Origin of the sequence: Streptomyces sp. NPDC087420 (assembly GCF_044744165.1) — a bacterium.
In the GTDB taxonomy this organism is placed as follows: domain Bacteria; phylum Actinomycetota; class Actinomycetes; order Streptomycetales; family Streptomycetaceae; genus Streptomyces.
Genome location: NZ_JBIUXU010000014.1, coordinates 165,323 through 186,887, shown reverse-complemented (window position 1 = coordinate 186,887; position 21,565 = coordinate 165,323). Strand labels below are relative to the sequence as shown.

The following is a 21,565-nucleotide window of genomic DNA, read 5'->3' as shown; positions in this document are numbered from 1 at the left end:
AAGGTCAGGCCTGCTCGTTGTCCGCAGCCGGGGCAGCAGCCTCGGGCTCGGCCGGGGTGGCGGCCTCGTCGACCTGCTCGGCGTCGGCGACCTTCTCCGTCTCGGCGGAGGTCTGGACGTCGGCGTCGGCGTCGGCCTCAACGGCGACGGCAGCGACGGCCGCCTCGTCGGCGGGCTTCTCCGCGTCGTCCTTCTTCTCGCCCTCGAGGAGGTCGCGCTCCCACTCGGCGAGGGGCTCGCCGGCGGCCTTCTCGCCCGGCTTCGAGTCACCGGTGGCCACGCCGGAACGGGCGATGAGGCCCTCGGCGACGGCGTCGGCGATCACGCGGGTGAGCAGCGTGACGGAGCGGATCGCGTCGTCGTTGCCGGGGATCTTGTAGTCGACCTCGTCGGGGTCGCAGTTGGTGTCGAGGATCGCGACGACCGGGATGTGGAGCTTGCGCGCCTCACCGACGGCGATGTGCTCCTTCTTGGTGTCCACGATCCAGACGGCGCTGGGCACCTTCTGCATCTCGCGGATACCGCCGAGGGTCTTCTCCAGCTTGGCCTTCTCGCGGGAGAGGACGAGCAGCTCCTTCTTCGTGAGGCCGGAGGCCGCCACGTCGTCGAAGTCGATCTGCTCAAGCTCCTTGAGACGCTGGAGGCGCTTGTAGACGGTGGAGAAGTTGGTCAGCATGCCGCCGAGCCAGCGCTGATTGACGTAGGGCATGCCCACGCGCGTCGCCTGCTCGGCGATCGCTTCCTGCGCCTGCTTCTTGGTGCCGACGAACATGACGGAGCCGCCGTGGGCGACGGTCTCCTTGACGAACTCGTAGGCGCGGTCGATGTACGACAGCGACTGGAGCAGGTCGATGATGTAGATGCCGTTGCGCTCCGTGAAGATGAATCGCTTCATCTTCGGGTTCCAACGACGGGTCTGGTGACCGAAGTGGACGCCGCTTTCCAGCAGCTCCCGCATCGTGACGACGGCCATGGCCGTACTCCTAGAGGCTCTCGGTTGTCGCACCCGCCGGACGACGGATGCGCCTGACGCCCCGACGCGCTGTGCCACGGAGGACCGAGTAGCGCGGCCGGCGGCTCGAAGAGGCCGCTGGCGGGGCGTGCGAAGTCGACCCGGTGACCCGGATCGCCACATGAAGTGTACGGGACCCGCGCACTGCCGAGTGACGGCGATATCCACAACGGGGCCGCCGTCCACAGATCCGGACCATGATCAGCGGGAGTCGCCGTGTGCGGGCCAGTCTGGGCCCATGTTCCCCACGCTTCTGCTGACGCTGACCCTGCTCCTCCCGCTCACGCCCGCCCGGGCGGCGGCGCCCGCCCTGCCGCGGCCCGGCGCGGTCTGGCCGGTGACCCCGGCGTCCGTCCTGCGGGCCTGGGACCCACCCGCGTCGGTGTACGGCCCCGGCCACCGGGGGGTGGACCTGGCGGCGGCCCCCGGTTCGGCGGTACGGGCCGCGGCGGCGGGCCGGGTCCTCTACGCGGGGCGGGTGGCGGGCCGGGGAGTCGTGTCGATCACCCTGGCGGACACGGGCGACCCGCCTCTCCGCATCACCTACGAACCGGTGGATCCCTTGGTGGCGAAGGGCGACGAGGTGGCGGCGGGCGAGACGGTGGGGAGGCGGGCGGGGGCGTCGCACTGCGCGCGGGGGTGTGTTCACTGGGGCCTGCGCCGGGGTGACGTCTACCTGAATCCGGTGTCACTGCTCCCACGGTCCGAACTGACCCGCCCTCCGCCACGCCTCCTCCCGACGTTCGGTGTCCCCGTCCCCGGGTGACCGCGTGGCGGTCATGCTTGTCCTCAATCGCCGGACGGGCTTGATTTTGCCCACTGCGGGCCGGTTCTTCGACTGCGGGTCGTTGCCGGGGGCCGCGCCAAAACAACCCGGCCCACCCCGGCCTTTCAAGCCCGTCCGGCGATTGAGGACGCAGTAACCCGCACCCGCGCACCGCGCAGGGGCACCATCAAGCCCGTCCGGCGATTGAGGACAATCAGTGAGCCGCGCCCGACGCGGGGCCGCGGACGCCCCCCAGGGCCACCCCCACCGCCACCTCCGCGACCTCCAACAGCGCCTCGCCCAGTTCAATGCGGCGGACCGCCGCGTCCACCACGCCCTGGACGAGCATCGCGGTGAGCCGGGGCCGCTCGTGGCCCAGTTCCGACAGCGCCTCGACGATCATCGCGACCAGGCCCCCGTGCGCCGCGCGGATCTGTTCCCGGGCGCCCGCGTCCAGCTCGCTCGCGGAGATCGCGACGACCGCGCGGTGACGACGGTCCCCGACCAGCGCGAGCTGCGTCCGTACGTACGCCTCGACCTTCGCCTCCGGCGACCCCGCCCCGGCCATCGCCGCCTCGACCTCCGCCGCCCAGACCGGGAAGTCGACGGTGCACAGCTCCTCGACCACGGCCGCGCGGGAGCGGAAGTACTCGTAGACGGAGGACCTGGCGAGGCCCGTGCGTTCGGCGAGGGAGGGGAAGGTCAGCGCGTCCGTACCGCCTTCCGACAGGAGGGAGCGTGCGGCGTCCAGCAGGGCGCCTCGCTGCATCGTCCGGTGCTCGGCCACGGAGGCCGCTCGAATCCTGGGCACGGTTCCACTCTACGGATCCCGCGGCGCCCGCCTCGCGTCAGCGGCCGACGTCGGCCAGCTTCGCCCGCAGTTGCAGGACGGACTTGGTGTGGATCTGGCTGACCCGGCTCTCGGTGACACCGAGGACGTTGCCGATCTCGGCGAGCGTGAGCCCCTCGTAGTAGTAGAGCGTGACCACCGTCTTCTCCCGGTCGGGGAGCGTGTTGATCGCGCGGGCGAGCAGCCGCCGCAGCTCGCGCCCCTCGGCGACCTCCACCGGATTGTCGGCGGCGGTGTCCTCCAGGGTGTCCATCAGGCTGAGCCGGTCGCCGCCCTCGCCGCCGACGTGCAGCAGCTCCTCCAGCGCCACGACGTTCGCCAGCGACAACTGGCTGAAAACGGCGTGCAGTTCCTCCACCGCGATCCCCATCTCGGCGGCGACCTCGCTCTCGGAAGGCGTCCGGCGCAGCTGTGCCTCCAGCGTGGCGTAGGCGCGTTCGACGGCCCTCGCCTTCTGCCGTACGGAGCGGGGGATCCAGTCCAGGGCGCGGAGTTCGTCGATCATCGCGCCGCGGATGCGGGTGATCGCGTAGGTCTCGAACTTGATGGACCGCTCGATGTCGAACTTCTCGATCGCGTCGATCAGGCCGAAGACGCCGGAGGAGACGAAGTCGGCCTGCTCGACGTTGGACGGCAGTCCCACGCTCACCCGGCCCGCGACGTACTTCACCAGGGGTGAGTAGTGCAGGATCAACTGCTCCCGCAGCCGGCCGTCGCCCGTGGTCTTGTACGACCGCCACAGCTCGTCGAGAGACGTGGGCGCGGGGGGCCGCACGGCGCCCCGGGCAGCGGGGGGCGCCGCCGCGCGGTCAGACCCGGAGGTGTGCTGGGGCATGCGTTGCCTTGAGCCGTTCTGCTGTGACGTGCGGGGGGACATCTTTCTGGGCCGGAATCCAGGTGAGCGTAGCGTGACTGGGAAGTAGCGGTGCGCGACCGCTGTCGGATTGGGGAGCGGCGCCGCTCACACCTTTTCACCCGAATGCCCCAGGTCAAGTACCGCCTCGCCGCGCCGCGCCCGCCGGTGTGGGCCGCCGGGCCAACTGCCAGCCGTCGCCGTGTCGTTCGACGAAGCCCAGCGAGTGGAGTTCGTAGAGCCTGCCGAGTGCTTCGTCGGCGGTGGTGCCGGCCCCCCGGGCGATCTCGCGTCCGTCGGCGGCGCCCTGGGCTGGCAGCGCCTCCAGCACCCGTGCGCTGTCCGGGTCCAGCAGGTCCCTGGGCACCACGGGGCCGCGCCGCCCCGGTGCGAGGTCGCCGATGTCCCCGACCAGCTCGGCGACTTCGGCGGCGTCGGTGACCAGCACTCCTTCGCCGCGCAGCAGTTCGTGCACGCCCGCCGAGAGTCCGCTGGTGGCGGGCCCGGGCACCCCCATCGTGAACCGGCCGAGCCGCTGCGCGCCGCGCGCCGTGACGAGTGATCCGCTGCGGTACTCCGCCTCCACGACGACGGTTCCCCGGGTGAGCGCGGCGATGACGCGGTTGCGCAGGACGAACCTGCTGCGGGTCGGGTGGGCGCCGGGTGGCAATTCGCCGATGACCAGTCCTTGTTCGGCGATGCGTCCGATCAACTCGGCGTGACCCCGGGGGTAGGCGACGTCGACCCCGCAGGCGAGGACCGCGACGGTCGCCCCGCCCGCCGCCAGCGCGCCCCGGTGGGCCGCGCCGTCCACGCCGAACGCGGCGCCGGAGGTGACGACCCAGCCGCGCTCGGCGAGTCCGGTGCCCAGAGCGGCCGCCATATGTGCCCCGTACGGAGTACACGCCCTGGCGCCGACCAGGGCGACGGAGCGCAGGGACCAGATGCGCAGATCCGGTCTTCCCCGCACCCAGAGCCCGACCGGTCGCGCGTCGCCCAGGTCGTCGAGCTGGCTGGGCCACTCCTGGTCGCCGGGGCAGACGAAGCGCCCGCCCAGCGCGTGCACGGCCGCCAGGTCCCGCTCGGGCACGGCGGCGGCGGCCCGGGTCCGGTAGCCCTCCAGGCGCTGTTCGCCGACGCCTTTCAGCTCGTCGCGTCCGTCGTCCCCGGAGGTGAGCCGGGCGAGCAGCCCGGCGGCCCCGAACTCCGCCAGCCAGCGACCCCCGTGCTCGTCCCCCGGCTCCAGCACCCGAGTGAGAGCCGCCCGCGCCAACCGCTCCCCCGCACCGACCCCATCGCTCACCGCGTCGTTTGTCATGACAGCCCCCCGCTCGCGATCCCGGCGTCGGCGCCCGCCGGCTCCCTGCCCGCTCCGGACCGCGCGCCGCGGGCGATGCCGGTGCGCAGCTCCAGGGCCAGGTCCACGTCCCGGGCGTCCGGGCAGCGGCGCCCGGCGAGGTCCGCGACGGTCCAGGCCACCCGCAGCACCCGGTCCAGGCCTCGCGCCGTCAGCAGGCCGCGTTCCAGGTCGCGCTCCGCCGTGTCCAGCGCCCCCGGCGCCACCGGCCAGCGGGTCCGCAGCTCATGTCCCGGCACTTCGCTGTTGACCTGCCACGGTGTGCCCTCCAGCCGGGCCGCCGACCGCGCCCTGGCCTCCCTGACCCGGGCCGCGACCACGGCCGTGGACTCACCGCGCCCGCCCTGTCCCACCAGGTCGGCGCGGTGGACGGGCTGGACCTCGACCCGCAGGTCCACCCGGTCGAGCAGCGGTCCCGACAGCCGGGCCTGGTAGCGCCGGATCGCCGAGGGCGGGCAGTCGCACCCGGCCCCGTGGAGCGTGTGGCGCCCGCAGGGGCACGGATTGGCCGCCAAAATCATCAGGAACCGGGCGGGCAGCCGTACCACCCCCGCGCTGCGCGCCACCACCACATGCCCCGACTCCAGGGGCTGGCGCAGCGCGTCCAGCGCCCGCCCGGAAAATTCCGGAGCCTCGTCCAAAAAGAGAATCCCTCGATGAGCCAACGACACCGCGCCCGGTCTCGGCATCCCGTTGCCTCCGCCCACCAGGGACTGCATCGTCGCCGAGTGGTGGGGCGCGCAGTAGGGCGCCGTACGGACGAGCGGTTCGCCGGGTGGCAGCATGCCCGCCACCGAATGCACCGCCGTGACCTCCAGGGACTCCTGTTTGGTCAGCGGGGGCAGCACGCCGGCCAGCCGCTCCGCGAGCATCGTCTTCCCCGCCCCGGGCGGCCCGTGCAGCAGCAGGTGGTGTCCGCCCGCCGCGGCCACCTCCAGGGCCGTACGAGCAGCGGTCTGGCCCGCGACGTCGGCCAGGTCGGGCCGGTGTCCGTCCCGCTCCCCGAGGCCGGCGGCCAGTCCCGTGCCGACCCCGGCGCCGGGCACCATCAGCCCCGCCAGGAGCGGGTCGGGGCGTCCTTCGCCCGTCTCGGCCGGTTCGTCGGGCACGGGCTCGTCGGTCAGGATCGCGATGAGCTGGCGCAGCGTCCGTACCCCCAGGACCGAGACGCCGGGGACCAGTGAGGCCTCCCCGGCGGTCCGCTCCGGGACAACCACCTGCCGGTATCCGGCCTCGGCCGCCGCGAGCACCGCCGGCAACACCCCGCGCACCGGCCGGACGCGCCCGTCGAGCCCCAGCTCGCCGATGAGCACCAGGTCCGCGATGGCCCGGGGGTCGACGCGCTCCGCCGCCCCGAGGACGGCGACGGCGACGGCCAGATCGAATCCCGAACCGCTCTTGGGCACCGAGGCCGGGCTCAGCCCGACCGTGAGCTTCTTCTGCGGCCACTCACCGCCCGAGTTGACCACGGCGGCCCGCACCCGGTCCTTGCTCTCGACGAGGCTCTTGTCCGGCAGCCCCACCAGGGTGAACGCCGCCACGCCCGGCTCCAGGTCCGCCTGCACCTCCACCACCACACCCTCGACGCCCACCAGCGCCACCGAGCACGCACGCGCGAACCCCATCAGGCCACCCCCCGCGCGTGCTCGACCACGGCCGCGCCCCGCCGGGGCAGGACCACGCCGATCAGGTCGATGCGCACCCCGCCCGGCGGCGGACCGCCGCACCGCTCCAGCCAGCAGGCAGCCAGCCGTCTCAGCCGCTCCGCCTTGACCGGGGTGACGGCTGCCATGGGATGTTCGAAGGAATCCGCCCTGCGGGTCTTCACCTCGCAGACGACGAGCACCTCACCACCCCCGGCGTCCTCGTCCCGGGCCACGATGTCGATCTCGCCCGTCCTGCCGCACCGCCAGTTCCTCGCCAGCACGGTCATCCCGGCCGCGGCCAGCCGCCGCACCGCCAGGTCCTCGCCGTAGCGTCCCAACGCCCCCGTCGCGTTCATTTCGGCACCACCTCCGGCACCGACTCTCCCGCGTCCGCCCGAAACAAGTGGATCTTCGTGGACAACTCGGGCGTTGTGGAAAACTCGCTCACTCGTGCGAGTGAGACCACTCCGTGAAACACCATGCCAGCGCACACGGAGATGACCCGGGGCCACACGGAGATGGCCCTGGGCCACACGGAAATGCCCCGGGGCGGCAACCCCGGGGCATCTCCGTCCGCGCTGTCATGCTCTTCAGCCTCCGGGCAGTTCGAGATCGCTCTTGTTGAGCTCCTCGATGTTCACGTCCTTGAACGTGAGTACCCGTACCTGCTTGACGAAACGGGCGGGCCTGTACATGTCCCAGACCCACGCGTCCGCCATCGTCACCTCGAAAAAGACCTCGCCCTGTACGGAATGCACCTGCATTTCGTAGTCATTGGTGAGATAGAAGCGACGCTCGGTCTCGATCACATATTTGAACAGACCGACGACATCGCGGTACTCCCGGTAGAGCTTCAGCTCCATCTCGGTCTCGTACTTCTCGAGGTCCTCGGCGCTCATGGCAATGTTCCCCTTCAGCCGTACGTCCCCCTATTGTGCTCCGGTCCCCCGCGCCCCTAGACGATTTCGGGGGCGAGGACCACCGGTTCATCCGGGGGACCCTCGTCGAGCAGCGTACGCAGCAGCTCGGCGAGCCTGGTCGGATACACCGTCTCACGTGCCGCCAGAAGTTCGGCGGAGGTCCACCACCTCAGCCCCGCGACACTGCGCCGCTCCAGCTCGGTCAGCCCGCCGGGGGCCGTCTCGGTCTGTGTCGTACGCGCCAGGAAGTACCACTCGTCCTGGTCCCAGCGCCGTCCGTCGAACGGGAACGAGCACCGCCGGTGCCACAGCACAGGCCCCAGCTCGACCTGTGTGATCCCTGTCTCCTCCACGAGCTCCCGCAACGCGGCCTCCGCGCGGCTCTCGTCGCCCTCCAGGCCCCCGCCGGGCGTGAACCACCACGTGTCGCCCGGGTCGTCCGGTTCGTAGCCGTGGAGCAGCAGGACGCGGTCCTCCGGATCGAGCAGCACCACGCGGGCGACCTTCCGCAGCTCGCCCCCGCCGAAGTCCCCGCCGAACCCGACCTCAGCCTCCGGCACGCGCCGACACCCCTTCCCCTGACGACCCTGACGACCCCGACCGCCCCGACCGCCCGGCCCCACCGGACCCCGGCCGCTGCCCCGCCCCGGCCCTCGCCCGCCGTTTCGCCCGGCGCTGCGCAAGCGGCCCGTACGCCGCCCCCACCATGATCAGCACCGCCCCGAGCACCACCGCGCCGACCAGCGGCTTGGCCGGCCCGGCAGCGGACACCCCGCCCGGCAGCGCCGCGAACCCGGCCGGCCGCCCGAGGAAGCCCGGCGAGGGCCAGATGACGGCGTCGACACGCGCGTCCACCGCGGAGCGCGGCACCGAGCCCTGGCCCCGGTCCTCCAGGTGGACCCGCGAGTCCAGCGAGAGGGTCCGCTGGTCACCCAGCAGGAAGAGCTGACCGTCCGGTACGGTCGCGTCGAAATCGGTGCCGGAGGCACGCCCGCCGGGCGACTCACCCACGTACGGCTCCGCGATCGCCTTGCCGTTGACGGTCAGCCGGCCCCCGGTGTCGCAGCAGGCGACCTTGTCGCCGCCGATCCCGACGACCCGCTTCACCATCGGCATGTCACCCCACTGCTTGTCGGTGAAGACCACGACGTCCCCGCGCCGCACGGCGTCCCCCGATATCCGCTGGGCGAGCACCCGGTCCCCCGCCTTCACGGTCGGGGACATCGAGTCGGTCGGCACGGTGTACGGGCGGTACTCCACGGCTCCCCACACGAACCCGCCGAGGAAGAGCACACAGCCGACGGCCACGACCAGCCCCGACAGCACGCTGCCGAGGCGGCCGTGGCCGCCGTTCCCAGGTCCCGTACGTCCTGTTCCGCCCGTACGTCCCGTTCCGCTCACCCGAGCACCCCACCGTTCCGGAAATCGACGATCCGGGACGGCACCCTACCCGGCGGTACCGCCACCGGGTCCGGTGCTGTGCGTACCCGATTCCCCGGCCGGCCGGGACGCGAGCCTCTTCCTGCGCCACAGCACCAGCGGCACCGCACCGGCGAGGCCGAGCGCGCCGGGAGCCGCGAGCGACCCCACGGCGGCGGCCGCCTGGCCGGGACCCGCCTGGTCGAAGGTGTCGGGCACCGGCAGCGTCGCCAGCCTGTCGAGCGGCCACGCGACCACGATGGCCCGGCCGACCACATCCTTGACCGGGACAAATCCCCGGTCGGCGTTGTCCATGTGGTAGCGCGAGTCCTGCGAGTTCTGCCGGTGGTCGCCCATCACCCAGAGCCGGTCCTTGGGCACCTTGAACGGTCCGAAGGGCTGGTCGTCGCACGGGGTGTTGCCGGCGAAGATGAACCCCTTCTCGTCCAGCGCGTGCCCGTTGACCTCGACCGGGCCGCCCTTCTTGCACTCCACCGTGTCGCCGCCGACCGCGATGACCCGCTTGATCAGGTCCTTCTCCTCGGCGGACGGCATCAGCCCGATGAAGCTCAGGAACTTCTGCGCGATGTTCGGATCGGGGACGTCCGTCTCGGGCAGCCAGCCGCCCGGGTCGTGGAAGACGACCACCTCACCGCGCTCGGGCTCCGAGCCGAACCACGGGGTCAGCTTGTCCACCAGCACCCGGTCACCCTGCTGGAGGGTGTTCTGCATCGAGTCCGAGGGGATCGAGAACGCCTGGACCAGGAAAGTCTTGATCACCAGCGCCAGGACCAGCGCGATGACGATGAGGAGGGGCAGTTCCTTCCAGAAGGAACGCTGCTTCCTCTGCCCCTCGCCGTCACCGGCACCGTCCGTGTCGTTGTCACCGACGCCGTCACCGCCCAGGGGACCGTTCTCGGGTTCCTTCGTGCTGTCCGTCACGACCGCGGGCGACTCGGCGAGCTGCTCGTGTCCCTCCTCGGGATCATCGTGACCGGAACGTGCACCGACCGCCACATCCCCCACATCCACTCCTCACTCCGTGCGATTCACTCCGTGCGGTCGCCTGCCCCGGAGAAGGGGCAGGCCCACCACTCCCATAACGAGCGGGAGTTCCGCAGGGCTCGGGAGCCGGACCAATCCATGTCGATCCCGCGGGAACACACTATTCGACGCGGCTGTGGCCGCCGTCGGCGCGGGACGCCCGTCCGGGACCTCGCTGAACGGCTCCGAGTCGCCCAGCCGGCTCCAGTGGCCGATCGGCCAGGCGATGACCACGGCACGCCCCACCACCTCGTCCTCCGAGACCGTGCCCTGGTCCTTCTCGTCGAGGTGGAAGCGGGAATCCGCCGAGTTCTCCCGGTGGTCACCCATGACGAAGATACGCCCCGCGGGCACCCTCACCTCGAAAGTGATCGTCGAGGGGGCGTTTCCGGGATGGAGATACGGCTCTTCCAGCGGCACACCGTTGACGGTAATTTTGCCCGATGCGTCACAGCACTTGACGGTGTCACCCCCGACACCGACCACCCGCTTGATCAGATCCTGGTCGTCGGCGGACGGCAGCAGCCCGATGAAGGTCAGCCCTTCCTTGATCTGCTTGATGACGACCGGGGAGGTGTCCGGTACGGGCTTCTCGTCCTTGAGCCAGTTCCCGGGGTCCTTGAAGACGACGACGTCACCGCGTTCCGGCTTCGAGCCGAACCACGGGGTCAGTTTGTCCACCAGGACCCGGTCGCTGATCCTGATCGTCTGCTCCATCGAGCCCGACGGGATCACGAAGGCCTGGACCAGGAAGGTCTTGAGGACCAGCGCGATCAGCAGCGCCACGGTGATCAGCACCGGGATCTCGGTCATGGCCGACCGCCGCCTGCGGTTCTTGACCCGCCGCGCGAGTCTGCGCCGGTCGGCCCGTCCCGGCAGCGCCCGGCCCATGGTGGGCCGGCTGCCGGTCGGCAGGCGGGTGTCGTGTCCGTGGCTGGCGGCGCGTCCGCGCTTACCCATGAGCATCGTCCCGCCTCCCCTGACCGCCGCCGGAAGCCCGTACGGCAAGGGGAGCGCGTACGGCACCGGGAGCCCGTACGGCACCGGCCGGGCTCCCCACGTCCTCGAAGGCGTCGGTGGGTCTCAGCGCCGACCAGCGGCCGGGCGGCCAGCCGATCCACCTCACCCGTCCCACGACCCGCTCCACCGGCACCACGCCCCCGCCCGGCTCGCCGAGATGGTCCCTGGAGTCGCGCGAGTTGTCGCGGTGATCACCCATGACCCACAGCGTGCCCTCCGGGACGACGATGTCGAAGGGAACACGGGACGGGGCGTCACCTGCGTACACGTACGGTTCGTCCACCGCCCGTCCGTTCACCTCGACCCTGCCCCCTTCGTCGCAGCAGACCACACGGTCGCCTCCCACCCCGATCACCCGCTTCACGAAGTCGGTCCCAGGGGGCTCGGCGAGTCCCACGGCCGCCGCGGCGCCGCGCAGCAGCCCGGTGACGGGATTCTCCCGGGGCTTCTCCTGGACGAAGGAGCCCGTGCCGTCGAAGACGACGACGTCGCCGCGGTGCGGCACGGACCCGAAACGGTACGCCAGCTTGTCGACCAGCACCCGGTCCCCGACCCGGAGGGTGGGCTCCATGGAGCCGCTCGGGATCAGGAAGGGCTGCATCACGAAGTGGCTGACCAGCAGGACCACGGCGACGCACACCACGGCGAGCAGCCCGGCCCTGCGCCAGAACCGGCCGGAGAAACGCGCGGAGCGCGACTCCTCCTCCGCCCCGGTGAGGGGCTGGGAGGAGGAGTCGCGCTCCGTGTGCTGTGCTTCGGTGTCCATCGGGGCAGGAGCTTAGACCGATCGTCTTGTCCGGCGGCCCGCTGGACCCGGTTGCGACGGTGAGCCCGGGGCTCAGTTGTCGCGCTTCTCCTTGATCTTCGCCTTCTTGCCGCGCAGCTCGCGCAGGTAGTAAAGCTTGGCGCGACGGACGTCACCGCGGCTCACGAGCTCGATCTTCTCGAAGATCGGGCTGTGGACGGGGAAGGTCCGCTCGACGCCGACGGAGAAGGAGACCTTGCGGACCGTGAAGGACTCACGGACGCCGGAGCCCTGACGCCGGATGACAACACCCTTGAACTGCTGGATACGGGAGCGGTTTCCCTCGATGACACGCACGTGGACGTTCACGGTGTCACCGGCGCGGAACTTGGGGAGGTCGCTGCGGAGCGACGACGCGTCTACGGCGTCGAGCAAGCTGGTCATGGGATCTGCTTCCTCACTGATGCCACAGGTCATCAGCGGATGTCGGGATGAGAGTCTGGGGTGCCGTTCTCGTCGGGTGGGCGTCGTTCCCCCTGTGGCAGGGGCGCACACCGGACGTAGGGCAGCGGCCTATTCTTCCACGGCGGAGGGCCTGCGCCAAAATCGGCCACCGGGCTCGGGGGACCAGCCGAGGATGGAGAGGATCTCCCGGTCCTTCTTGTCGAAGGCCGAGGGGTCACAACGCTCGATCAGGTCGGGGCGGTTGAGGGCGGTACGTTCGAACGCCTCGTCCCGCCGCCAGCGCGCGATCTTCCCGTGGTGGCCGCTGAGCAGCACGTCCGGGATCCCGCGTCCGCGCCACTCGGGGGGCTTGGTGTAGACGGGCCCCTCCAGCAGGTCGGCCATCGCGCCGGGCGCGAAGGAGTCGTCGCGGTGCGACTCGGCGTTGCCGAGCACCCCGGGCAGCAGCCGGACCACGGCCTCGGTGACGACCAGGACGGCCGCCTCGCCGCCGGCCAGGACGTAGTCGCCGATGGACACCTCGTGGACGGGCATCCTGGTCCGGTACTCGTCGACGACCCGGCGGTCGATGCCCTCGTACCGGGCCGGTGTGAAGATCAGCCAGGGGCGCTCGGAGAGCGCTACGGCGGTCTCCTGGGTGAAGGGCCGGCCGCTGGGGGTGGGCACGACCAGCACCGGGTCGTGGGCGCCCGACTCATACCCGCCCGCCAGCACGTCGTCCAGGGCCTCGCCCCACGGCTCGGTCTTCATGACCATGCCGGGTCCACCGCCGTACGGGGTGTCGTCGACCGTGTTGTGCCGGTCGTACGTCCACTCCCGCAGGTCGTGCACGTGCACGCCGAGGCGGCCCCGCGCACGGGCCTTGCCGACCAGCGAGACGTTCAGGGGGTCCAGGTACTCGGGGAAGATCGTGACGACGTCGAGCCGCATCAGGCGTCGCCCTTGTCAGGCTGATCCGAATTCTCCGGCTGATTCGACTTCTCCGGCCGGTCCGTCTCAGGGAGCTCGTCGATGAGACCCGGGGGCGGGTCGATGACGGCCCGCTGCTCCTCCAGGTCGATCTCGGTGACGATCTCCTCCACGAAGGGGATCATCACCTCGCTGCCGTCGGGCCGTTCCACGATGAACAGGTCCTGCGACGGCAGATGGGTGATCTCGGTGATCCGCCCGACCTCCGTGCCGTCGGCGAGGACGACGTCGAGATCCATCAGCTGATGGTCGTAGAACTCCTCCGGGTCCTCGGGGAGTTCCTCGGGGTCGATCTCGGCGATCAGCAGGATGTTACGGAGCGCCTCGGCGCCGCCGCGGTCGCTCACGCCCTCGAAGCGCAGCAGCAGCCTGCCGCTGTGCACCCGGCCCGTCGCGATCGTCAGCGGGCCGGCCGCCGCCGGTTCCGTACCCAGTACGGCCCCGGGCCCGAGCCGCAGCTCGGGCTCGTCCGTACGCACCTCGACGGTGACCTCACCCTTGATCCCATGGGCACGACCGATCCGCGCAACCACCAACTGCACTGCATACGCCCCTTTTACGGTCACACATGGAACAAACGGCAACGAGCCGGGGCGGACCATACGGCCCGGCCCCGGCCCGTGCCGGTGTTGAACGCTGTCAGTTGAACGCTGTCAGCGGACCTGGTCCACGTCGACGAGGTCGACGCGGATGCCACGGCCGCCGATGGCACCCACGACGGTGCGCAGCGCGCGAGCGGTACGACCGTTGCGGCCGATCACCTTGCCGAGGTCGTCGGGGTGGACCCTGACCTCCAGCACGCGGCCACGGCGCAGGTTGCGCGAGGCGACCTGCACTTCGTCCGGGTTGTCGACGATGCCCTTCACGAGGTGCTCGAGAGCCTCCTCGAGCATGCTCAGGCCTCGGTGGACTCGGCGGGCGCCGAGGACTCGGTCCCGGCTTCGTCCGCCTTCTTGTCGGCCTTCTTCGCCTTCGGGGTGATGGCCTCACCCTTGGGCTCGTCGCCGCCGTCCTTGGTGAGCGCCTCGAAGAGGGCCCGCTTGTCGGCCTTCGGCTCGGGGAGCAGCAGGGGCGCGGGGGCCGGAAGACCCTTGTGCGCCTGCCAGTCACCGGTGAGCTTGAGGATCGCGAGAACCGGCTCGGTCGGCTGGGCGCCGACAGACAGCCAGTACCGCGCGCGGTCCGAGTCGACCTCGATGCGCGAGGGGTTCTGGACCGGGTGGTAGATGCCGATCTCCTCGATCGCCCGGCCGTCACGGCGGACGCGGGAGTCGGCGACGATGATGCGGTAGTGAGGCGAACGGATCTTGCCCAGACGCTTCAGCTTGATCTTGACTGCCACTGGAGTGGTGTCTCCTGGTCTTGACGTGGTTGGGCGAGGCGGGACGCCGCGTGGGGTTGCGGTACCCGATCCGCCCGATGGACGCGTCAGCCGGAGGAGAGAGGGGTCCTGTGCGACTGTCGAGTACAGCTGGCTATTGTGCCACACACCTGCGGTGCGGCATGACGCGGCGGTGGTCGGGCGCCGGGCCCGGCCCACCGGCGCGCGCCGGTGGGCACCGGTGCTCAGCTCGCAGCGGCGACCACTTCCGGGATACGGAACGGCTTGCCGCAGCCGCCGCAGACGATGGGCGCCTGGGCCAGGACCGACGGGACCACGCGGACGTTGCGCCCGCAGTCGCAGACCGCCTTGACGCGGACGCCCCCGCCGGACGAGCCGTGCCGGGCCGCGGGGCCGCGGAAGCTCCGCTTGGTGTCGGCGGCCGTCGCGACCGTGTGTGCCTTGAGGGCCCGTTGCAGCCGCTCCATCGTGGGGCGGTACCGGCGCTTCGCCTCGGGGCTGAGCGAGACCAGCGAGAAGCCACTGCTGGGATGCGGCTCCTCGGGGTGGTCCAGGCCCATCTCCTCGGCGATCGCCAGGAATCGGCGGTTGTGATAGCGGCCCGCTCGCGAGGTGTCGCGGACACCTCTCGCCGCGGCGATGCCGTGGACCGCTTCGTGAAGCAGTCGTTCGAATGAGAGCTCCGCGCCGCAGGCGGACGAGGACTCTCCGATCAGGGACTCTGGCGCGGCAAGATCCGGCAGCTCGGGGTGGGACCGCTGAATATCGGCCCACGCCTGTGCCAGCTCTGCGGCGAGAACAGGTGGTGTCGTGCTCACGTCGTGAATAACGAGCTGGGGCGCTCCGGGGTTCCATTCCGGGGCATCCCAAATAATTTGCACGTACCCGTCAGTTGCCATTGATGCGTCCTGACGAGGGCGGGTGCGTAGATCTGCGGAGAAGCCTCACAGCTCCTACCAAGCTGGTACGTAGCGACTCGTACGCTTCGACGCGTAGACGATCTACGTACGGGGGCACGGGCGCGCGGGAAGCGCGGGCGGCCGGCGGGGCGGGCGCTCGGTGGAGCGCGGGCCACAAGAGCGACAGTACCCGGCGCATCGCCGGATTCCGGCACCGGCCCGTCGCCCGGGCCGAGGGCGTCCGTCGGTGGCCGGTGGGGGCGCACGCGGGCGTGCGGTGGGACCGCTGCCGTGCGACCACCCATTCGGCCCAGTCGCCGACGCGGCGAGGGGGAGGCCGTTGTCGGCCAGTTCCGGCCGGGTGCCGGATCCCTTACGCCCCAAGGGAAATCACCCGCCCGGGGCGCCCGAACAGGCATCTTCGCCCGGCACGCGCGTGAGCCACGGGGACGCCCCAGGGCGGGAACCGGCCGCACACGCGGGGGCGTACCAGTGGTTCACCGACGCTTTGCCAATCGCCCACTGGACGCGGGCACGGATGCGGAGTTCCCTGGCATACGGGGGATGAAGGCGCGCACGTACACGGGGGATGTCATTCAGGGCAGTACCGACCTCTCGGCGGATTGGGGCGCTATCCATGACACGTACGCTCGTCCAGCACCTTACGAACGCGGGGCCGCCGACGGCGGTCGCCTCCGATCCGTCCGTACGCGCCCGTGACTGGGCCGAGATCCAGGAACGCATGCTGGTACCGCTCTACGAAGCGGTGTACGAGCGCCTGGAGGTCCGCGCCGGCACCCGGCTGCTCGGCCTCGGCTGCGGCTCGGGCCTGGCGCTCCTGATGGCGACGGCGCGGGGTGCGCGGGTCACGGGCGTCGACTCCGACGAGGAGCTGCTGGCGCTGGCGTCGACGCGGCTGGCGGCGGACGCGGCTGCCTCCGGCCGGGAGCCCTCCGGGGGTGTGCTCCCCACGTCCCGGACGGCGGAGGCCGCGCTGCCGGGTGGTGTGCCGTACGACGTGATCACCGCGCTCCAGCCGATCGGGTGTGTGGCGGGCGACGCGAAGGGGCTGGCTCCCGCGCTCGACGCGGCGATACCGCTGGCCGGGCGGGGCACCCCGGTGGTGCTGACGGGCTGGGGCCCGCCGGAGCGCTGCGCGACGGCGGGTGTCCTGCGGGTCGCGGGCCGGCTGGCCGACCGCCTCCGCAAGGGCGGCTGGCGCCCGGCATACCGGGACGACCTGGAAGAGGTCGCGGCCCGCGCGGGCCTCAAGCCGGACGGCTCGGGCCGCGTGTCGTGCCCGTTCGGGTACGCGGACACGGAGAGCGCGGTGCGGGGGCTGCTGTCCACGGGGGTGTTCGACGGGGCGGTGCGGGCGACGGATCGGCGGCAGGTGGAGAAGGAGATCGCGGAGGCGTTGCATCCGCATGTCCGCAAGGACGGGACGGTCTGGATGCCGAACGTCTTCCGCTACCTGATCGCGCGCGCGTAGCTCTTCGCGACCGCGTTGCGGTCCGTGTTGTCCTCAAGCGCCGGACGGGCGGTCTGGGGCCCGGGGGGCCGCGCGTTCTCGGTGACCGGGTTGCGGTTCGTGTTGTCCTCAATCGCCGGACGGGCTTGATTTTGCCCGCTGCGGCCCGGTGGCCTTGGTGCGGGTTGTTGCCGGGGGCCGGGCAGGGGTCGTGTCCTGCACTGCATGTTTTACGTCGCGTTCAGCCAGTCGTATTGGGTAACGGTCGCCATGCGACACAAAACACGCTCTACGTTCCGGACACGACCCCTGCCCGTCCCCCTTCCAGGCCCGCGCCAAAACAACCCGGCCCACCCCGGGGCGGGGGAAGTCGTCTCCGCTACCGGGCCCGCGTTGAGGCGTCGGCCCACCCCGGTGCGGGCGGGGTCGTTCAGTCTCCCGTCCGGCGTGAGGGGGGCGGGGTCGGAGGAGGCAGGGGTGTCCGGACGTAAAGCGTCGCAACTCGCGCGAAGCGCGGTGAGGATAGCAGTCCGGACACCCCTGCCTCCGGAGGCCCCGCCCCCCGCCACCACGACAAACCAAGCCCGTCCGGCGATTGAGGACAAGCAGTGACGTCAGCCCATGAACTTCTTGAACTCGTCCGGGAGCTCGAAGTTCTTGTCGGGCTCCGCGGCCGGCAGGCCGAACGCGTTGCCGGAGGGGGACGGCTCCGCCGACTCACGGCGCGTCGCCGCCGCCTGTTCCTCCAGCTTGCGCTTCATCGGGTTGCCCGACCGCTGCTTCCCCTTCGCGACCTTCTGCTTCTTCTTCGTACGGCCGGGGCCCCCGCCCATCCCGGGAACGCCCGGCATGCCCGGCATCCCGCCGCCCTGCGCCATCTTCGACATCATCTTGCGCGCCTCGAAGAACCGCTCCACGAGGTTCTTGACCGCGCTGACCTCCACGCCGGAACCCCGCGCGATCCGCGCCCGGCGTGAGCCGTTGATGATGGTGGGCTCGTGACGTTCGCCCGGCGTCATCGACTTGATGATCGCGGCGGTACGGTCCACGTCCCGCTCGTCGATGTTGTTGATCTGGTCCTTGATCTGGCCCATGCCGGGCAGCATGCCGAGCAGCTTGGAGATGCTGCCCATCTTCCTGACCTGTTCCATCTGGGCGAGGAAGTCGTCCAGCGTGAAGTCCTTGCCGCCCTTGCTGCTCTGCAGCTTCGCGGCCATCTTCTCGGCCTCGTCCTGGCTGAACGTCTTCTCCGCCTGCTCGATCAGGGTGAGGAGGTCACCCATGTCGAGGATGCGGGACGCCATCCGGTCCGGGTGGAACGCGTCGAACTCGTCGAGCTTCTCGCCGTTGGAGGCGAACATGATCTGCTTGCCGGTGACGTGCGCGATGGAGAGCGCCGCGCCACCGCGGGCGTCGCCGTCGAGCTTCGAGAGGACCACACCGTCGAAGCCGACGCCGTCGCGGAACGCCTCGGCGGTGTTGACCGCGTCCTGGCCGATCATCGCGTCGACCACGAAGAGCGTCTCGTCGGGGTTGACCGCGTCGCGGATGTCGGAGGCCTGCTTCATCAGCTCCTGGTCGATGCCCAGGCGGCCCGCGGTGTCGACCACGACGATGTCGTACTGGCGCGACCGGGCGTACTCGATCGAGTCCTTGGCGACCTTGACCGGGTCGCCGACGCCGTTGCCCGGCTCCGGGGCGTACACGGCGACACCCGCGCGGTCGGCGACGACGGAGAGCTGGGTGACGGCGTTGGGGCGCTGGAGGTCACAGGCGACCAGGAGCGGCGAGTGACCCTGGTTCTTGAGCCAGAGGCCGAGCTTTCCCGCGAGGGTGGTCTTGCCGGCGCCCTGGAGGCCCGCGAGCATGATGACGGTGGGCGCCTGCTTGGCGAAGCGCAGCCGCCGGGTCTCACCGCCGAGGATGCCGACGAGTTCCTCGTTGACGATCTTGATGACCTGCTGGCTCGGGTTCAGCGCGCCCGAGACCTCGGCGCCGCTCGCGCGTTCCTTGACCTTGGCGATGAAGGCGCGGACGACGGGCAGGGCCACGTCGGCTTCGAGCAGGGCGATACGGATCTCGCGGGCCGTGGCGTCGATGTCCTCCGGGCTGAGGCGCCCTTTGCCCCGGAGGCTCTTGAATGTGGCTGCGAGGCGGTCGGAGAGAGTGTCGAACACGGTGGTCGCGAATCCTCGGGTCGGGGGCGGGCGGGTAGATCGCCCTCCAGGGTATCTGCCTGAACCAGCGCGGCGCCCTCGCCCGCCGGAAATCCGTGGACGAGGGCGCCTTACCGGGAGCGAGAAGGCCGGTCCTCGCTCACCTCAGCGCTTCCTCCAGGGACTTCGCCAGGGCCGCCGCGTCCGCCTCCGGCAGTCGGGACCCGTCCGCGCGGGTGACGTAGACGGTGTCCACGGCGTTCGCGCCGAGGGTCGAGACGTGGGCGCTGCGGACCCGTACCGCCGCCTCCTCCAGCGCGCGGCCGATGCGGTGCAGCAGTCCCGGGGCGTCCTGGGCGCGTACCTCGATGACCGTGGCGTGCCGGGAGGCCGTCGGGGCGACGGTCACCCGGGGCGGTGGGGCCTTCACGCCCCGGCGCCTGGGGTAGGCGGCCTCGCGCTCGGCGAGCCGGGCGGGGATGTCCAGCGTGCCGTCCAGGGCCCGTACGAGGTCGGCGCGCAGCCGGGAGGCCTGCGGGAGGGAGCCGTACTCGGCGGCCACCCGCCAGCTCAGCAGCAGGACGTCCGAGCGCTCGCCCAGCTCCGTGGGGAGCTCTATGGCCCGCAGGTCGGCCGCCCGGACGGTGAGCCGGTGCAGGGCGAGCACGCCGGCCGCGGCGGGCAGGACGCCCGGCTGGTCGCGCAGGGCGATGAGGAGTTCGACGCCGACCGGTTCGGGTTCGGCGTCGAGTTCCTCGTCGGGCGGGGGCTCGGTCTGCGGGGCGTGCAGGGCGAGGACGGGTTCGCCGGTGCGCAGCGCCTCGACGGCGAGGCGTTCCTGTTCGGCGCTGGGCGCGGTGGGTTCGGGCTCGGGGACCTCGTCGCCCGTGAGGACGGCGGCGACCCGTTGCACCAGGTCGGAGACGAGTCCGGCGCGCCAGGTGGACCAGGCCGCGGGCCCGGTGGCCAGCGCGTCGGCCTCGGTCAGGGCGTGGAGCAGTTCCAGGGTGCCGAGGGAGCCGACCCGGCCGGCGACGGAGCTGACCGTCGCGGGGTCGTCCAGGTCGCGCCGGGTGGCGGTGTCGATGAGGAGGAGGTGGTGGCGTACGACGGTGGCGATGACGGCCATGTCGTCGCGGTCGAAGCCGATGCGTGAGGCGACGTCGCGGGCGATGACCTCGCCGGCCACGGAGTGGTCGCCGGGCCAGCCCTTGCCGATGTCGTGCAGCAGGGCGCTGACGAGGAGCAGGTCGGGCCGGTGGACGCGGCGGGTCAGGGAGGAGGCCTGGACGGCGGTCTCCACGAGGTGGCGGTCGACGGTCCAGGTGTGGACGGGGTTGCGCTGGGGCCGGCAGCGGACCCGCTCCCAGTCGGGCAGGAGCTGGGTGATCAGCCCTTCGGCTTCGAGTGCCTCCCACACGGGGACGGTGGACTCGCCCGCGCCGAGCAGTTTGACGAGTTCCTCGCGGGCCTCGGCGGGCCAGGGCACCGGCAGGGGCTTCGCGGCGGCGGCGAGGCGGCGTACGGCGTGCAGGGAGATCGGCAGCCCCGCCTGGGCGGCGGCGGCCGCAGCCCGCAGCGGCAGCACGAGGTCGCGTTCCACGCGTGCGGTACGGGCGAGGACGACCTCGCCGTCCTGCTCGACCACCCCTTCGGCGAGGGGGGTGCGCTCGGGCGCGGGTTTGGTGCCGAGCATGGCGCGCAGGCGGGGCCTGGCGCCCCGGGAGCGCAGCACGCGGTTGACCTCGCGCCAGGTGACGTCGGAGGCGTACGAGACCGTGCGGGCGGCTTCGTACACCTGGCGCAGCAGGGCGTCGGCGTCCAGCAGGCCCAGTTCGGCCGCGACGGAGTCCTGCTCCTGGAGGGCGAGCCGGTCGGTGGCGCGTCCGGTGGTCAGGTGCAGGGCGTCGCGGGCGTCCAGCAGGCGTCTGCGGGCGTCGGAGAGGCCTTCGCGGGGGGCGTCGGCGAGCCAGGACGCGGCGACGGCACGCAGGGCGGTGGCGTCGCGCAGGCCGCCCCTGGCCTCCTTGAGGTCCGGTTCGAGGAGGAATTGCAGTTCGCCCTGGCGTTCGGCCCGTTCGCGGCACAGTTCGTCGAGTTCGGGCAGCCGCTTGGGGGCCTGGTTGCGCCAGTCGGCGAGGATCGCGGTCCGTACGCCGGTGACGAGGCCCAGGTCTCCGGCGACGTGCCGGGCGTCGAGCAGCCCGAGCTGCACCTTGAGGTCCTCGCCCGCGGTTTTGCGGGCCTCGGCGGGGGTGCGCACGGAGTGGTCCAGGGCCAGGCCCAGGTCCCACACCGGGTACCAGACGCGGTCGGCGAGGGCCGCGATGGCGGGGGCGCCGGCCTTGCCGTCGTGCAGGAGCAGCAGGTCGAGGTCGCTGCGCGGGGACAGCTCGCCCCGTCCGTAGCCGCCCACGGCGACGAGGGCCGCGCCCCGGACGCCGGCTTCCCTCGCGGCGGTGGTGAACAGCGCGTTCAGCCAGGCGTCGGTCAGTTTCGCGAGGGCGGCGCGCCGCGGCGGCCCGGACCGCGCCTTCTCCTGGAGAAGGCGCAGCCGGGCCGCCGCATAGCCGCTGGGTCCCGAGTCTGCCTGTTCGGTTGTCTCTTCGAGGCTCGTCACCCAGTCGTTCC

Annotated in this window: 21 protein-coding genes and 1 pseudogene; 2 read left to right on the top strand and 20 right to left on the bottom strand. The window is 71.6% G+C overall.

The window, feature by feature from the left end:
• Positions 1–4 precede the first annotated feature (4 nt).
• Positions 5–973: a 30S ribosomal protein S2 gene (gene rpsB, locus ACIO1C_RS28420; RefSeq protein ID WP_401868490.1), complete on the bottom strand. Its 969-nt coding sequence runs from the start codon at positions 971–973 to the stop codon at positions 5–7.
• 277 nt (positions 974–1,250) lie between these two features.
• On the opposite strand from rpsB, the gene ACIO1C_RS28415 reads away from it, so the two are divergent.
• The gene (locus ACIO1C_RS28415) at positions 1,251–1,778 is read left to right on the top strand and encodes a peptidoglycan DD-metalloendopeptidase family protein (protein ID WP_401868487.1); all 528 of its coding nucleotides are present in this window, start codon (positions 1,251–1,253) and stop codon (positions 1,776–1,778) included.
• A gap of 214 nt (positions 1,779–1,992) precedes the next feature.
• On the opposite strand, the gene ACIO1C_RS28410 is transcribed toward ACIO1C_RS28415, so the two are convergent.
• The 17 genes and pseudogenes from ACIO1C_RS28410 to ACIO1C_RS28330 form a co-directional block, all read right to left on the bottom strand.
• Positions 1,993–2,565, bottom strand: coding sequence for a TetR/AcrR family transcriptional regulator (locus tag ACIO1C_RS28410; protein WP_401868705.1), 573 nt, complete (start codon positions 2,563–2,565; stop codon positions 1,993–1,995).
• 61 nt (positions 2,566–2,626) lie between these two features.
• Positions 2,627–3,463 carry an RNA polymerase sigma factor WhiG gene (gene whiG / locus ACIO1C_RS28405; RefSeq protein ID WP_401868484.1) on the bottom strand — a complete coding sequence of 279 codons (837 nt, stop codon included), beginning with the start codon at positions 3,461–3,463 and terminating at the stop codon, positions 2,627–2,629.
• A 154-nt stretch (positions 3,464–3,617) separates the two neighbouring features.
• Positions 3,618–4,799, bottom strand: a complete 1,182-nt coding sequence (gene dprA / locus ACIO1C_RS28400; protein ID WP_401868482.1) for a DNA-processing protein DprA — start codon at positions 4,797–4,799, stop codon at positions 3,618–3,620.
• A complete protein-coding gene (locus ACIO1C_RS28395; protein ID WP_401868479.1) occupies positions 4,796–6,463 on the bottom strand; it encodes a YifB family Mg chelatase-like AAA ATPase in 1,668 nt (555 codons plus the stop codon). Before ACIO1C_RS28395 ends, dprA begins: the two co-directional genes overlap by 4 nt.
• Positions 6,463–6,840 carry a YraN family protein gene (locus ACIO1C_RS28390; protein ID WP_401868476.1) on the bottom strand — a complete coding sequence of 126 codons (378 nt, stop codon included), beginning with the start codon at positions 6,838–6,840 and terminating at the stop codon, positions 6,463–6,465. The genes ACIO1C_RS28395 and ACIO1C_RS28390 overlap by 1 nt, the downstream gene beginning before the upstream one ends.
• 234 nt (positions 6,841–7,074) lie before the next feature.
• On the bottom strand, positions 7,075–7,383 hold the full coding sequence (locus ACIO1C_RS28385) for a DUF2469 domain-containing protein (RefSeq protein WP_014675276.1): 309 nt from the start codon (positions 7,381–7,383) through the stop codon (positions 7,075–7,077).
• 56 nt (positions 7,384–7,439) lie between these two features.
• Positions 7,440–7,964 (bottom strand): NUDIX hydrolase, encoded by a 525-nt coding sequence (locus ACIO1C_RS28380; RefSeq protein ID WP_401868473.1) that lies wholly within the window; start codon positions 7,962–7,964, stop codon positions 7,440–7,442.
• A complete protein-coding gene (lepB, locus tag ACIO1C_RS28375) occupies positions 7,951–8,805 on the bottom strand; it encodes a signal peptidase I (protein ID WP_401868470.1) in 855 nt (284 codons plus the stop codon). The genes ACIO1C_RS28380 and lepB (ACIO1C_RS28375) overlap by 14 nt, the downstream gene beginning before the upstream one ends.
• A gap of 45 nt (positions 8,806–8,850) precedes the next feature.
• Positions 8,851–9,840 carry a signal peptidase I gene (gene lepB / locus ACIO1C_RS28370; protein ID WP_401868467.1) on the bottom strand — a complete coding sequence of 330 codons (990 nt, stop codon included), beginning with the start codon at positions 9,838–9,840 and terminating at the stop codon, positions 8,851–8,853.
• Positions 9,812–10,827 (bottom strand): annotated as a pseudogene (gene lepB, locus ACIO1C_RS28365) (signal peptidase I); the annotation flags it as partial. The gene lepB (ACIO1C_RS28370) and the pseudogene lepB (ACIO1C_RS28365), both read right to left, overlap by 29 nt.
• Positions 10,820–11,653 (bottom strand): signal peptidase I, encoded by an 834-nt coding sequence (gene lepB, locus ACIO1C_RS28360; protein ID WP_401868464.1) that lies wholly within the window; start codon positions 11,651–11,653, stop codon positions 10,820–10,822. The gene lepB (ACIO1C_RS28360) and the pseudogene lepB (ACIO1C_RS28365), both read right to left, overlap by 8 nt.
• Positions 11,654–11,725: 72 nt before the next feature.
• Positions 11,726–12,076, bottom strand: a complete 351-nt coding sequence (rplS, locus tag ACIO1C_RS28355) for a 50S ribosomal protein L19 (RefSeq protein WP_161308525.1) — start codon at positions 12,074–12,076, stop codon at positions 11,726–11,728.
• 129 nt (positions 12,077–12,205) lie between these two features.
• A complete protein-coding gene (gene trmD, locus ACIO1C_RS28350; protein ID WP_401868461.1) occupies positions 12,206–13,027 on the bottom strand; it encodes a tRNA (guanosine(37)-N1)-methyltransferase TrmD in 822 nt (273 codons plus the stop codon).
• Complete coding sequence (gene rimM, locus ACIO1C_RS28345; protein ID WP_401868458.1) at positions 13,027–13,608, bottom strand: ribosome maturation factor RimM; 582 nt, start codon at positions 13,606–13,608, stop codon at positions 13,027–13,029. The genes trmD and rimM overlap by 1 nt, the downstream gene beginning before the upstream one ends.
• A gap of 111 nt (positions 13,609–13,719) precedes the next feature.
• Entirely contained in the window at positions 13,720–13,959 is a 240-nt protein-coding gene (locus ACIO1C_RS28340) for an RNA-binding protein (RefSeq protein ID WP_020868149.1), read from the bottom strand.
• Between the two features lie 2 nt (positions 13,960–13,961).
• Positions 13,962–14,408, bottom strand: a complete 447-nt coding sequence (rpsP, locus tag ACIO1C_RS28335) for a 30S ribosomal protein S16 (RefSeq protein ID WP_327234277.1) — start codon at positions 14,406–14,408, stop codon at positions 13,962–13,964.
• 224 nt (positions 14,409–14,632) lie between these two features.
• Positions 14,633–15,226: a hypothetical protein gene (locus ACIO1C_RS28330; RefSeq protein WP_161308529.1), complete on the bottom strand. Its 594-nt coding sequence runs from the start codon at positions 15,224–15,226 to the stop codon at positions 14,633–14,635.
• A gap of 718 nt (positions 15,227–15,944) precedes the next feature.
• Between ACIO1C_RS28330 and ACIO1C_RS28325 the strand changes: the two genes are divergently transcribed.
• On the top strand, positions 15,945–16,799 hold the full coding sequence (locus ACIO1C_RS28325) for a methyltransferase domain-containing protein (RefSeq protein WP_401868454.1): 855 nt from the start codon (positions 15,945–15,947) through the stop codon (positions 16,797–16,799).
• Positions 16,800–17,392: 593 nt separating this feature from the next.
• On the opposite strand, the gene ffh is transcribed toward ACIO1C_RS28325, so the two are convergent.
• Positions 17,393–18,955 (bottom strand): signal recognition particle protein, encoded by a 1,563-nt coding sequence (gene ffh, locus ACIO1C_RS28320; RefSeq protein ID WP_401868451.1) that lies wholly within the window; start codon positions 18,953–18,955, stop codon positions 17,393–17,395.
• Between the two features lie 139 nt (positions 18,956–19,094).
• The gene (locus tag ACIO1C_RS28315; protein WP_401868448.1) at positions 19,095–21,554 is read right to left on the bottom strand and encodes a [protein-PII] uridylyltransferase; all 2,460 of its coding nucleotides are present in this window, start codon (positions 21,552–21,554) and stop codon (positions 19,095–19,097) included.
• Between the last annotated feature and the right edge of the window lie 11 nt (positions 21,555–21,565).

Coding starts and splice junctions, on each gene's coding strand:
- ACIO1C_RS28390 (WP_401868476.1), bottom strand. CDS start 6,840: ATGAACGCGACGGGGGCGTTGGGACGCTACGGCGAGGACCTGGCGGTG.
- ACIO1C_RS28340 (WP_020868149.1), bottom strand. CDS start 13,959: ATGCTCGAGGAGGCTCTCGAGCACCTCGTGAAGGGCATCGTCGACAAC.
- rpsB (WP_401868490.1), bottom strand. CDS start 973: ATGGCCGTCGTCACGATGCGGGAGCTGCTGGAAAGCGGCGTCCACTTC.
- whiG (WP_401868484.1), bottom strand. CDS start 3,463: ATGCCCCAGCACACCTCCGGGTCTGACCGCGCGGCGGCGCCCCCCGCT.
- ACIO1C_RS28325 (WP_401868454.1), top strand. CDS start 15,945: ATGACACGTACGCTCGTCCAGCACCTTACGAACGCGGGGCCGCCGACG.
- trmD (WP_401868461.1), bottom strand. CDS start 13,027: ATGCGGCTCGACGTCGTCACGATCTTCCCCGAGTACCTGGACCCCCTG.
- lepB (WP_401868464.1), bottom strand. CDS start 11,653: ATGGACACCGAAGCACAGCACACGGAGCGCGACTCCTCCTCCCAGCCC.
- ACIO1C_RS28395 (WP_401868479.1), bottom strand. CDS start 6,463: ATGGGGTTCGCGCGTGCGTGCTCGGTGGCGCTGGTGGGCGTCGAGGGT.
- ACIO1C_RS28415 (WP_401868487.1), top strand. CDS start 1,251: ATGTTCCCCACGCTTCTGCTGACGCTGACCCTGCTCCTCCCGCTCACG.
- dprA (WP_401868482.1), bottom strand. CDS start 4,799: ATGACAAACGACGCGGTGAGCGATGGGGTCGGTGCGGGGGAGCGGTTG.
- ACIO1C_RS28385 (WP_014675276.1), bottom strand. CDS start 7,383: ATGAGCGCCGAGGACCTCGAGAAGTACGAGACCGAGATGGAGCTGAAG.
- rplS (WP_161308525.1), bottom strand. CDS start 12,076: ATGACCAGCTTGCTCGACGCCGTAGACGCGTCGTCGCTCCGCAGCGAC.